We start from the raw sequence: 13,123 nt of genomic DNA on the forward strand, positions 1-13,123 counted from the left end.
CTCCTGTTACTACTGCAGGGTGGTCCCTTTTTCAACAGCAAGGTGGTCCCTTTTTCAATTGACATATACAAGAGTAACTGTTATATATAAATCTATCAAACTCCAATCGCTTAATTATTCTTTTATTTCCAACAAATAAAACAAATGAGCAATCTGGTTCGTCCGTTAAGTATCTTAATTTATTTTCACCAATATTATATAGTAATGCGGCTTCTTTTATAGCTAATAATGGTTTATCCTTTATATCTATTTTATATCACTCTTCATTTACTTAATCTCCCTAAAAAAACGATTATTTCTCAATAGAATTAGTCGTTTTATATTTTTTAAGCAGCTTTAGTTAATAGTAAAAATCTTAACTCCCCTCAATTGACAGCTTGTACAAGCTACATAAGGTTTATCCTTTCCCTCATTTACGAGGAACTTTTCAGAAGGATCATTATCTTAATAAGGATCATGGCAAATAAATTGTACCGATTTATTCTTACCTTCAATTTTAATCGCTCCAAAAATATAATGGTTAATTGATTTTCAGCCCCCCTATTAATAAAAGTATCAAAAGAGGTTATTAAATTTTAAATGAACATCGAGTGTACTTTATTCATTAATTTTTTTGTTATTAGTTCTGTTTAATAAATAATCAATGCTCACTTCATAAATATTTGCCATTGAAATGAATATATCTATTGGTATATTCATTTTTCCACTTTCATACATTGAATAAACAGAACGTGAACAATTTATTATTTTAGCCACATAATTTTGAGTAAAATCATTATCTTCTCTCAAATCTCTAATACGATTAAACTTCATAAATACACTCCCAAAAATATTGTATTAATATTTTTAGAAAAATTATTATTTTGTTCTATTTCAGAACAAAATATCAGTGATGAAGTTCAGTAAGTAATCTAATTAAATTTCTTTTTGGAATTTATTAGATAGCTTTCATGCATTATGATTTTCTATATTATATATAAGTCATACTTTAAAGTAAATTTTATCAACCTAATAGTAACCACTTTTTGAGATAAAATATTTTACAGTTACTTATATCAAGATAATTGAAAAATAACGCCCTAAATATTCTATACTAATTCTTAATAAGCCAAAAAAAGCACACCCTCACAAGAGTGTACTCTCACTATATTCGGAATTATCCACATATTGATAACATATGATTAATAGGATATTCTTCTATTAATAAAAATCTACCTAATATAGCGGTAGGAGTCTTTTAATACTAATTATTATAGGAAGTAAAGTCAGTTAGTTTCTAGAATTAAACATCATAGTTATACGTAATTCTTATTGACTAAACCAATTAAAATTAAATTATCATTATTAATAATGATACTCTCAAAAATTAAATTGCTCCAAGATATGGTCAACAATTTCTGACGAAATATACATCTTAATATTATAAACCCCTCTAAAAAAAAATAAAACTCTAAATCCTTAATAAAATTAATTTTATCATTTTATTTTAATTTTAACAGTGACATTCTTAGGGAATTATTATATTATATGAGTAGGTTATAGGTGCCTCATTATATTTGAAGGATGATCCCGATGAAGGTCTTTTAATGCCAAGTTACGGTATGATTAAAATTTCTAATGACTTAGCAACAGAAGCTTCAGGTTTATTATATGTTCTTGGTAATTTGATATAAAAGGAGATGATATTGTTGTCAAAATATATTGATAAAATATTTGGAAAACATAAATTATTACTAGTCTTTACCATTCTAAGCACTTTTTTCCTAGGTTTTGACGGTTTAGTTTCACCCCATTTTTTGGGTAAATTTACAGATGCTATGACTGTTGGTGCCTTTCAATCAACCTATAAAATTCTGATTTATTGGTTATTAGCTTTATTTGCACTTATTGTCTTTCAGACAACACACAAATACCTTGCTCAAAAGTTAATTCAATTGGTTAATTTAGATGTAAAATCCGAAATTGCCCTATCATCTCTTTTATCCACAAATATAAAAAAATCATCAAGTGAATATCTTTCAATAATTACTAGTGAATTTAATAAAATTGAAGAGAAGTTTATTCGAAATATTTTTGTTATGTTCCTTTGCATTTTTCAAGGGTCGATTACTTTTATTTATTTAATGACAATTAATGTCAAAGTAGGACTAGTGTTTGTCATTTTGGGTATTTTACCTGCTGTCGTTCCTCGACTTACATCTAATTGGGTCAAAAAAGGTACTAAGGATTGGCAAAAAACGAATACGGTTTATCTATCTTCTTTAGAAGACTTTCTGAAGGGACGTAAATTAATGCTCCGTTTTAAGGCAGAAAACTTCTTAATGAACAAATTGAATGAAAAATTAGGTAATAATGAAAAAAGTTATTTTAACATGGAATTGATTCAAACAATCGCAAATGCTATTGTTAGTATCCTATACATTGGTGGACTTATTGCTTCATTAATGATTGGAATCAAAGAAGTGGTGAATGGGAACTTGACAACTGGTCAACTTATTACTATTTACATGGCGGGGGATCGAGTAGTATCGCCACTTATCTCGGCTGTATCTATTTATAATGTGTTGCAGTCCACTGAACCTATTCTTGAAAAAATATTCAACCATGATGAACAAATACATCCTTATAAATTAGAGTTTTCCTCTCTAGATAATAATACTGATATCGTTGTTCAAGGACTGAATGTTGGATATAACAATGCCCCATTAGTCGAAAACATCAATTTACAAATATTTAAAGATGAAAAAATATTAATTTCTGCTGCCTCTGGTTCTGGTAAGTCCAGCTTTATCCGTACGCTTATGTTGGATATTCCACCAATATCAGGAAATATTATTATAAATGAGCGACTTAAGCAATCCAATCCTCAAGAACTATTTGGTATTGTTGAACAAACACCATACATCTTTAATGATACATTATTATTTAATTTAACTTTTGGCCATTCGATAAACAAAAGTTTAGTTTTAAATAGTTTAAAACAAGTGGGTTTAGCAAAATTTGCTAATGATGAACAATTATATCGAGTTCTTAACAAAGATAATAATCAATTATCAGGAGGAGAATTAAAACGCATTGAGATAGCGCGCGCCATCTTATTTCAAAAACCTATTCTTCTTATTGATGAAGCTCTATCAGGGCTTGATAAAGACAACGCGAATCGCTTAAATCAATTAATTATAAATTATCCAGGTACTGTACTTGATATTGAACATCATTATTCTGACGAAATGAAAGAGCGATATGATCAAATTTTAAGTATTGAAAACAAAACTTTATTCTCTAAATAACTATATATATCATGTCAACTACAAAAAAGTAAATATTTATTAAAACTCATTCTGTCCTTTACTCAATAAACAGAGTGAGTTTTTATTAATAATATCGATATAGAAACTTAAATACTATTTGCCCTTCTATAAACTGTGGTGCACCCTTAAAAACAGACTTTAATTGAATATTTTTCTAAGCGGCTTGTCACCTATATTGAATAGGTGACAGGCCGTTTAGTTTTGTTATGATACGTTCGTGATTGTACCAGTAAATTTATGATCTGATGCATGCTTCTAACTCCTCGATACCTTCAAATGTTTCACCGTAGTACATTTCTTGCTTCAATAAACCAAAAAGTTTTCCATCAGTGCATTATCTAGACAGTTCCCTCGTCGGGACCTACTTTGATAAATGTTGTTTTCTTCAAGTAAGTTGACCCATGACCCGTGTTGATAATGAAATCCTTAGTCGGTGTGTAACAATAAGTCGTGTCGCTCAGTTAGTTTTGTTAATACTTCTTCAAGTGATTGATTGGTAAATGAACCGTCGGAGATTGACTGAGACTATACGCGATAATTTCACTATTATTGAGATTCATAATTGGTGATAAATACAATTTGCTTTCTGAATGGGCTACTTTAAATTCAGTCACATCACTCATCCAAACCTGACTTGGTTCTTCCGTAACAAATTGGCGATCCAGATGATTATCAGCGATGGTTCCAACTTCCCCTTTGAATGAACGATATCGACGACTTTTACGGCGGAATTTCACACAAGAATTGATTTTCTCGCATAATTCTTAAGACACGCTTATGATTTATTTTACGACCTCGCTGATTTAGAGCTAAGGTAACCCTGCGATAACCATAACTTTGGTTTGACGATTCAATGATTGCTTTAATAGCTTCGATAAGTGTATTCACTTCCAGATCCTCCTCGGGTTGACTTAATTTCGCTTTCCATTCATAAAATGAATTCTTAGGAATAGCTACCAACTCAAGCCAAGTTCTAAGGTTAATCACTGGGGATTCACGCCTTAACTCCAGAATTATTTTTGTTTTTGCTTTGTGTTTGATTGTTTCTGGATCAAGGCCTTCAACTTTTTTAGATACGCGTTCTCCACTTCTTAATACAATTTTTTTCTCTTAATTCAATGAGTTCTTCTAGTTCAGATTGTGATAGGTTTCGAGGTTGCTTATCTTGATGAGTCATAGCACGGTCTCCTTTATTTTTTGAATGTCCTGGTGCCCCATTTAATCCATCAAACCCTTGAGTATCATACGCTCTCTGCCGATTAGCTATCGTTGATCCTTGCTTGATACCAAAATGTTCAGCCGCTTCTCTATAGGACACCTGACGTATGTGTCTATAGTTTAAAACAGATAATGTGAATTCGCCACTATATTTCGTTTTAGATAACCTTTTTACAATTCCAGGCTCACCATACGCCTGATATTGAAGACACCAATTCTTTATTGTAGCGGGTGCCACACCGTATTTTTTAGCTAGAGCTCGTTGGGAAACACCCCTTTCATTTTCCTTAACGATCATTAATCTTAACTTTTTATTATATTCTTCACTCATTTAAAAAAACTAAATCCATGTCCGGATTCAGGGGGTCACTACATAAGTTTGTGTTTCAGCATAATTTTAGAAAATAAAAAAAATAACAATCTAAATAGTTAAGAAAAATTTACCATCAGTCCTATATAAGTATTAATTTCTAAATTTTAGAAATTAATAAATCAGCTTTCTTTGGTGTATTAATGGTGTACTTTTTCCATTTACCTCTTATTAGTATTGTTATATTAAGGTTTTAAAAAAGTACTTCTTAAAATATACTTAAAAGCTAATAGGTTCATCATCTTAATTGAGCATTATGAATTCCTCAGTTATAATAAATATATAAACGAGAGGGGAATTACTTATATGTCACAAATTTATTTTGCAAGCCCATTATTTAGTGAAATGGAATTAAATTATAACGCTCATTTAGTTAAACAAATTAGAGAAAAATATACAGAAAGCACTGTGTTCTTACCACAAGAACAAGGTGATATTAATGATAAACAAAGTTACGCAGATTCAATGATGATTGCTAAAGCTGATACAGAGGCTGTGTTAAAAAGTGATTTAGTTGTTGCGATTCTAGACGGATTAGTCATCGACCCAGGAGTTGCTTCGGAAATTGGTGTTGCTTATCAAGCAGGAATACCTGTTATTGGCCTTCATTCTGATCAACGTCACCAAGGTGCGGATAACCAAGAAAAATTAGATGCACTGCAAGATGTTGCCGAATCTCAGTTTCCTTATGTTAATCTGTATACAGTTGGATTAATAAAATTAAACGGAGAAATCGTCAATACATCTCAAAAATTAATCGAACGTATTTCAAATTACTTATAAATGAAGGGAGCCTTTTATGTATAAAGAAGTTATCGGGGTTATCGATATTGGTTCCAACACGATTCGACTTGTGATATTCGGGTTGGATGAGCAATACAACTATATCGAAATCCAAAATATTAAAACACCTGCCCGTCTTTCGCAGTATCTAATTACAGATAAGGATGGTAAAAATCCTCAAATGGCTCAAGACGGTATTGATAAATTAATTGAAGCTTTAATTAGTTTTAAAGTCGTAGCTGAATCGTTTAATGTGGCTCAAATCCTTCCTATGGCTACCGCAGCTGTGCGCCAATCTGTTAATAAAGCAAGTATCCTTGAACAAGTAAAAGAAGCCACTGGTTTGGATATTAATCTTGTTTCTGAAGAAGAGGAAGCGAGTTACGGTCAGTACGCTATCACTCATTCGACAGTCGTTAATGATGCGATTACGATCGATATTGGTGGTGGAAGTTGTGAGATTACTTATTACGAAGATAAAAACATGGTTCAATACCACAGTTTTCCTTTTGGGGTTGTGAGTTTAAGCAAGCAATTCTTCCAAGATAAAGACCACAATGATCCTAATGCCATCGAAGCAGTTCAAGAATATGTCCGCAAGCAGTTTAAACAGTTTGATTGGATAAAAAAAGCGAAGCTACCGATTGTGGCAATTGGTGGGTCAGCCCGTAACATTGCGAATGTTCATCAACGTTTAGTTGATTACCAAATGGCCGGAGTCCATGGCTATTCTATGGATGAAGATGATATTAAAGAAACACTAGATTTATTTATATCAACAGATATTGATGATATGACTGACATTGAAGGGCTTAGTGCCGACCGTAAAGATTTGATTATTCCTGCTAATATCGTTTTTCTAGAGCTTTTTAAAATAGTAAAAGCAAAAGAATTCCTACTGTCATCACAAGGTTTACGTGAAGGGATTATTCTCAAATATATTAATCATACATACAATTATCCATTAGATAACCAACTCATTCGCGTGCGATCGATTCGTCAAGTTGTTCGTGATTTTCCTATTAACACTGTTGGGGCTCAAATTATCGTTGATATTATTATTAGCTTATATCAACAACTTTGTAAACTTGGCTTATTGACATACAGTTATGAAACTCAAGAAGAAATTGAATTTGCAGCTTATATTTACCGTTTTGGTGGTTTTATTAGTCCAGAAGCCGATTCTCAGCATACGTTCTACTTATTATCTAATATGAACTTACTCGGTTTCTCGCATCGAAAACGTCTGCGTCTTGCATTACTAGCAAGTTACCGTAACCGATCACTATTTAAGCAATATCTAACAAACTATGAGAATTGGTTAACAGATGAAGAAATTAGTAACTTAGAAGTTTTAGGTGGCGTCTTAAAATTTAGCTCTGCTTTAAACGACTCAAAAACTGGTCCGATAGAAGATTTAAAACTATATCGTACTAAAGATAAAAATTATAAACTTGACATCTATCACTCTACTCCAGTGATTGCAGAAAAATACCGGAGTATGCGCCATGCCAAGCATTTTGAAAGAGCATTAGATGGAGATTTAGAAATCGAATTCATTCAAAAATAATTAGTCAATAATGGGAAAGGAGTATTTTGTGAATAAACAAACGAAAGATAATAAAATAGTGGATAACGTCTGGAATCATGATTCTTCAAATCAAGCGAATGCATCAGAGACAACGATTAACTTAGATAATCCTAATTACTACTTTAACCGAGAATTAAGTTGGTTAGATTTTAATCGTCGTTGTATTGATGAAGCCTTTGATAAAGAGAATCCTTTACTTGAGCAATTAAAATTCTTAGCTATAGGCTCTTCAAACTTAGATGAGTTTGTCATGGTCCGCGTGGCTGGAGTTTATGATCAATTTTTAGCTGGAGTAAAAGTCGCTGAAAACAAAACTCAAATGACTCCTAAAGATTTATTACAAGGTATTAGTGAGAAGAACCACGATAATGTGGATATACAATATAAACGCTATAACGAAATAATTCCTAATTTGAACGCCTTGAATTATTCAATTAAAGGAATGAATGAGTTAAATGAAGAAGAATTGGCTCAAGCAGAAAGATATTTTACAGACTTGATTCTTCCAACTTTATCACCATTGGGAGTCGATGCATATAAACCCTTCCCTCACTTATCGAATAAGAGTTTGAATATTCTTGTTCAACTTGAACAGAAAAAGGAAGAATTAACTGCCATCGTTCCTATCCCTTCATTATTAGATCGCTATACAACACTTGAAGTGGGGAAAAAACGTACAATTATATTAACAGAAGATATTATTGTTCATTTTATTAGTGCTTTATTTACTGGTTACACAATTAAGTACACTTACCCATTCCGTATTACACGAAATGCTGACTTTGACATCATTGAAGACAGTGCCGCAGACTTACTAGCACTGATTGAAGATTATGTTAAGAGTAGAAAAAAAGGAATGGCTGTCCGTTTAGAAATCGATACACGTGGTGTAGAAAATTATAATTCAGACCATCATACATTTTTACAAAATATTCTTGAATTAGCTGACCAAGATATCTACTTAGTTGATGGTCCGCTTGATCTTACTTATCTGTTCTCACTTGTTGACCAAATTGGTGAGGAACACCCTGATCAGTTATATAAACCATTTACACCGCATTTAAATCCAAAACATATAGGTGAGAGCTTATTCGATGAGGCTGATAAAAAAGATATCTTCTTAAATCACCCATTCGACTCCTTCAAACCGGTTGTATCCTTTGTGGAACAAGCAGCTGAAGATGAGAATACGATTGCGATTAAACAAACGCTTTATCGTGTATCAAAAAATTCTCCAATTATTTCTGCTTTGAAAAAAGCCGCTGAAAATGGTAAAGAAGTGACTGTTTTGGTTGAATTAAAAGCACGATTCGATGAACAAAATAACGTTTATTGGGCACGTGAATTAGAAGAAGCCGGTTGTCACGTTCTATATGGTGTGAGCGAGTTGAAGACACATAGTAAAATCACGCTAATTATTCACAAAGACGACAATAAGATTAAAAGATATATTCATTTAGGTACTGGAAATTATAATGACAAAACAGCAAATACTTATACAGATATGGGTGTCATCTCTTCTCACGATGAATTAGCTAGCGATGCATCTAGTTTCTTTAACTACTTAAGTGGTTATACAGAAAGACCGACTTACAAGCATCTTCACGTCTCCCCCTTTGAGATTCGTGATTCCTTAATTGATTACATTAATGAAGAGATTGATTTTCAAAAACAATATGGCAATGGGCGTATTATTGCGAAAATGAATTCATTAACTGATAAACCTTTGATTCAAAAATTGTATGAAGCAAGTCAAGCTGGTGTGAAAGTCGACTTAATTGTCCGAGGTATTTGTTGTTTGCGTCCTGGTATACCAGGTATCTCAGAGAATATCCACGTACGCAGTATCGTTGGGCGATTCTTAGAGCATAGTCGTGTTTACCACTTTAACCGTAATGGCAAAAAACACCTATTCCTATCTTCTGCAGATATGATGACACGTAATATGACAAAACGTGTTGAAATTGAGTTTCCAATTTTAGATCAAGATATCGAAGCGAAAGTACTTGATATTCTTGAATTGCAATTAGCAGATACAATGAAAGCACGCGTCTTACAGTATGACGGCGATTATGTTCGTCCAGACCGAACTGCCACTCATTTAAATTCTCAAAATGAATTAATGAAACGTGCGAATGCTGCTACTGAAGCGATTCAGACAATGACAATTGAAAGTAAGAAAAAAGATAATTGGTTTACCCGTATTTTACGTCGCTTTAATAACTAATTTTCTTAAACGAAAAGTGTTGGAGAGAGTTATTTCCCTGGCACTTTTTTCTGTGTAAATAATGCTTGATTAGGCTGAGTATAAGCTATTTTAAAGTGTTAAAAATAAATTTCGATAATAATCAAAGCTTTTTTTGAATTTTTGTATATTTATGGTTTATTTATTTAGTTTTTGTGTTAATATATCTGGTGGTGCCAAAAAGTATTAAGGGCACGAATGAGTATTCCAATGGGAGGAAAAAGAATGATAAATGTATCTAACGTCAGTTTACAATTCCCAGATCGTAAGCTTTTTGATGAAGTAAATATTACGTTTACGCCTGGAAACTGCTACGGAGTTATCGGTGCGAATGGGGCTGGAAAATCAACATTTCTTAAAATTTTATCTGGTGACGTTACACCAACTACCGGAAACGTTAGTATGGACCCAGAAGAACGTCTGGCTGTATTAAGCCAAAACCATTATGGCTTCGAAGACCATACGGTGATTGAAACTGTCATGATGGGTTATAAAGAATTATACGAAACAATGAAAGAAAAAGATGCTATCTATATGAAGCCAGACTTCACAGATGAAGATGGTATTCGAGCAGGTGAATTAGAAGGACTATTCGCAGAAATGGGCGGATGGGAAGCTGAATCTGAAGCGAGTGATATGCTTCAAGGTTTAGGTATCGATACAAGCATGCATAATCAATTAATGCGTGAATTAAATGAAGCGGATAAAATCAAAGTTTTACTTGCTCAAGCATTATTCGGTAAACCAGATAACTTATTACTGGACGAGCCGACTAACGGTTTAGACGCGCAAGCCATTGACTGGTTGAGTGATTTCATTATGGACTTCCCTAACACAGTGATTGTTGTTTCCCATGACCGTCACTTCTTAAATACAGTTTGTACACACATGGCGGATGTAGACTTTGGTAAGATTAAACTATTCGTAGGTAACTATGATTTCTGGTTACAATCAAGCCAACTAGCTGCAAGAATGCAAGCTGACCAAAACGCGAAAAAAGAAGAGAAAATTAAAGAATTACAAGACTTTATCGCTCGTTTCTCTGCGAACGCATCTAAGTCTAAACAAGCGACATCACGTAAAAAAATGTTAGATAAAATCACTTTAGATGATATCCAACCTTCTTCACGTCGCTATCCATTTGTTGGCTTCTCACCCGAGCGTGAAATTGGTAATGACTTGTTACGCGTTGAAGGTGTTTCAAAAACCATTGATGGAGAAAAAGTATTAGACAACATTACTTTTACACTTAGCCGTGAAGATAAAGTTGCCTTTTCAAGTCGTAACGACAACGCAACAACTGCCCTATTTGAAATTCTTATGGGGAACATGGAACCAGATACCGGAACAGTTGAATGGGGAGTAACAACTTCTCAAACTTACTTACCACGTAACTCCGGTGATGAATTTGATGGTGTTGAATTAACTATTGTCGATTGGTTAAGACAATACGCTTCAAAAGAAGAACAAGACAATACTTTCTTACGCAGTTTCTTAGGAAGAATGTTATTTAGTGGTGAAGATGTTATGAAACCAGTGAATGTATTATCTGGTGGTGAAAAAGTCCGTTGTCTACTTTCTAAGATGATGCTTTCTAAAGCAAACGTATTAGTCTTAGATCAACCAACAAATCACTTAGACTTAGAGTCAATCACTGCATTAAACGAAGGTTTAATTAAATTTAAAGGTGCCATTTTAATGGCTTCACATGACTTTGAAGTATTAAATACAACATGTAACCGAGTAATTGAAGTCACTTCAAACGGGTCATTTGATCGTATTAACTCTACATATGAAGAATATGTTAATGATCAAGATGTACAAAATCGTCTGGAAGCTTTATACAACGCCTAAAACAGATTAAAAGGAGACTTAATTAATATAATGGAAGTTTTTGATTTCGAAGATGTTCAAATGATCCCTAATAAAAGTATCGTACAAAGTCGTTCTGAGTGTGATACATCTATCAAGTTTGGTCCACGTGAATTTAAAATTCCGGTAGTACCTGCAAATATGCAAACAGTCATGAATGAAGAACTGGCAGTTTGGTTCGCTGAGAATGATTACTTTTATATTATGCACCGTTTTGACGAAGAAGGACGTATTCCATTCGTTAAAATGATGCACGAAAAAGGACTCTTCGCTTCAATAAGTGTTGGTATCAAAGACTATGAATATGACTTTGTTCGTCAACTTGCTGAAGATAAAATTGTTCCTGAGTATATCACAATTGATGTTGCTCACGGTCATTCAGAATATGTTATCGATATGATTCGTTTTGTTAAAGAATACTTACCTGAGACTTTCCTAATTGCTGGTAATGTGGGTACACCTGAAGCTGTTCGTGAATTAGAAAACGCTGGTGCAGACGCTACTAAAGTCGGCGTTGGACCAGGTCGTGTATGTATTACTAAGTTAAAAACTGGTTTTGGTACAGGTGGATGGCAATTAGCTGCTGTTCGTGCTTGTGCGAAAGCTGCAACAAAACCAATTATTGCTGATGGTGGTATCCGTCACAATGGTGATATTGCTAAAGCTGTACGCTTCGGTGCTTCAATGGTAATGATTGGATCATTATTTGCAGCCCACGAAGAAAGCCCAGGTAAATCACGCGAAATCGATGGTAAAATGTTCAAAGAATACTTCGGTAGTGCATCTGAACATCAAAAAGGTGAGCACAAAAATGTCGAAGGTAAAATCGAAATGATCCGTGCACGTGGAAAATTAATTGATACATTAGTAGAAATGCAACAAGACTTACAATCAGCCATCTCTTATGCAGGTGGTAATAAATTGGAAGCCATTCGTCACGTTGATTATGTTTTAGTTCGTAATACTATTTATAACGGTGACAGATAATTACTTCACCCTATAAACAAAAAAGGATGTTAGATGAGTTTCAAGACTCATTTAACATCCTTTTTGTATTAACTTATAACAGCAACAAAATTACCGTATTTATCAATATATACACACTGTAAAAGTGAAGATTATTTTTACATACATGCGTCGTTAAAAGTATAAATAACCAATAAATTCTTGAATAAACGCATTCAAAGTAAAATACCACTTCGCCCTTGAGTCATAACCTTTAAGTTTTGACTACGAAAATAGACCAAAGTAAAAACTTCGGTCTATTTATTCTCTATTAAATTAATTTGCTGATTTTATATTCCTGGTGGATTTTATAATGAACTTAGCCACCTATAAAAAGGCATAAAAAAATACGCCCTGTGAATTTTCATGTTATATTGAAGTTACGACAACTCTCAATAGACAAGGATGAATTCACATGACGCAAACTAATTCTAACACAAATGCCCGTAAAGGAAAACACCTGACCGACGGCGAACGTTATCAAATCCAGATTTTATTAAAGGAAGGCTACTCCCATCGCCATATCGGCCGTGTTTTAGGCCGCAATCATCAAACCATCAATAATGAAGTCAAGCGAGGCACTGTGACCCAAATCAATCGCGTGACGTCTAACGGTAAGGATTATACTTACTCCGATGACCTTTATTTTGCCGATGCGGGTCAAGCCTATTATGATGAACAGCGTTTGAAGAGTGGTCGCCAGCCTAAATGGCTTCAAGCCAGCCTTT

Annotated in this window: 11 protein-coding genes and 1 pseudogene; 7 read left to right on the top strand and 5 right to left on the bottom strand. The window is 33.5% G+C overall.

All coding sequences use genetic code 11. The features are described from left to right. Window positions 1-597: 597 nt before the first annotated feature. Window positions 598-813, bottom strand: a complete 216-nt coding sequence (locus ACFO5Y_RS00040; RefSeq protein ID WP_197105268.1) for a helix-turn-helix domain-containing protein — start codon at window positions 811-813, stop codon at window positions 598-600. An 875-nt stretch (window positions 814-1,688) separates the two neighbouring features. Here ACFO5Y_RS00040 and ACFO5Y_RS00045 point away from each other — a divergent pair. Continuing rightward, complete coding sequence (locus tag ACFO5Y_RS00045; protein WP_197105267.1) at window positions 1,689-3,290, top strand: ABC transporter ATP-binding protein; 1,602 nt, start codon at window positions 1,689-1,691, stop codon at window positions 3,288-3,290. Between the two features lie 187 nt (window positions 3,291-3,477). Here ACFO5Y_RS00045 and ACFO5Y_RS00050 read toward each other — a convergent pair. The 4 genes and pseudogenes from ACFO5Y_RS00050 to ACFO5Y_RS00065 form a co-directional block, all read right to left on the bottom strand. After that, window positions 3,478-3,618 (bottom strand): annotated as a pseudogene (locus ACFO5Y_RS00050) (IS3 family transposase). A gap of 163 nt (window positions 3,619-3,781) precedes the next feature. After that, entirely contained in the window at window positions 3,782-4,048 is a 267-nt protein-coding gene (locus ACFO5Y_RS00055) for a hypothetical protein (protein WP_197105266.1), read from the bottom strand. Then, window positions 4,032-4,298 carry an IS3 family transposase gene (locus ACFO5Y_RS00060; RefSeq protein WP_197105265.1) on the bottom strand — a complete coding sequence of 89 codons (267 nt, stop codon included), beginning with the start codon at window positions 4,296-4,298 and terminating at the stop codon, window positions 4,032-4,034. Before ACFO5Y_RS00060 ends, ACFO5Y_RS00055 begins: the two co-directional genes overlap by 17 nt. Before the next feature lie 82 nt (window positions 4,299-4,380). Continuing rightward, window positions 4,381-4,860: a helix-turn-helix domain-containing protein gene (locus ACFO5Y_RS00065; RefSeq protein WP_197105264.1), complete on the bottom strand. Its 480-nt coding sequence runs from the start codon at window positions 4,858-4,860 to the stop codon at window positions 4,381-4,383. Window positions 4,861-5,205: 345 nt separating this feature from the next. Between ACFO5Y_RS00065 and ACFO5Y_RS00070 the strand changes: the two genes are divergently transcribed. The 6 genes from ACFO5Y_RS00070 to ACFO5Y_RS00095 form a co-directional block, all read left to right on the top strand. Continuing rightward, complete coding sequence (locus ACFO5Y_RS00070) at window positions 5,206-5,682, top strand: nucleoside 2-deoxyribosyltransferase (protein ID WP_197105263.1); 477 nt, start codon at window positions 5,206-5,208, stop codon at window positions 5,680-5,682. A gap of 16 nt (window positions 5,683-5,698) precedes the next feature. Continuing rightward, window positions 5,699-7,252: a Ppx/GppA family phosphatase gene (locus ACFO5Y_RS00075; protein ID WP_197105262.1), complete on the top strand. Its 1,554-nt coding sequence runs from the start codon at window positions 5,699-5,701 to the stop codon at window positions 7,250-7,252. A gap of 28 nt (window positions 7,253-7,280) precedes the next feature. Beyond that, window positions 7,281-9,500, top strand: coding sequence for an RNA degradosome polyphosphate kinase (locus ACFO5Y_RS00080; RefSeq protein WP_331459541.1), 2,220 nt, complete (start codon window positions 7,281-7,283; stop codon window positions 9,498-9,500). Between the two features lie 243 nt (window positions 9,501-9,743). Further along, the gene (locus tag ACFO5Y_RS00085) at window positions 9,744-11,372 is read left to right on the top strand and encodes an ABC-F family ATP-binding cassette domain-containing protein (protein WP_138404354.1); all 1,629 of its coding nucleotides are present in this window, start codon (window positions 9,744-9,746) and stop codon (window positions 11,370-11,372) included. Between the two features lie 30 nt (window positions 11,373-11,402). Further along, window positions 11,403-12,377, top strand: coding sequence for a GMP reductase (gene guaC, locus ACFO5Y_RS00090; RefSeq protein ID WP_197105260.1), 975 nt, complete (start codon window positions 11,403-11,405; stop codon window positions 12,375-12,377). A gap of 433 nt (window positions 12,378-12,810) precedes the next feature. After that, on the top strand, window positions 12,811-13,123 hold a 313-nt coding region (locus ACFO5Y_RS00095; RefSeq protein WP_380706308.1), incomplete at its 3' end, for a helix-turn-helix domain-containing protein.

The sequence above is a fragment of the Ruoffia tabacinasalis genome (assembly GCF_042652985.1).
Lineage (GTDB): Bacteria > Bacillota > Bacilli > Lactobacillales > Aerococcaceae > Ruoffia > Ruoffia tabacinasalis.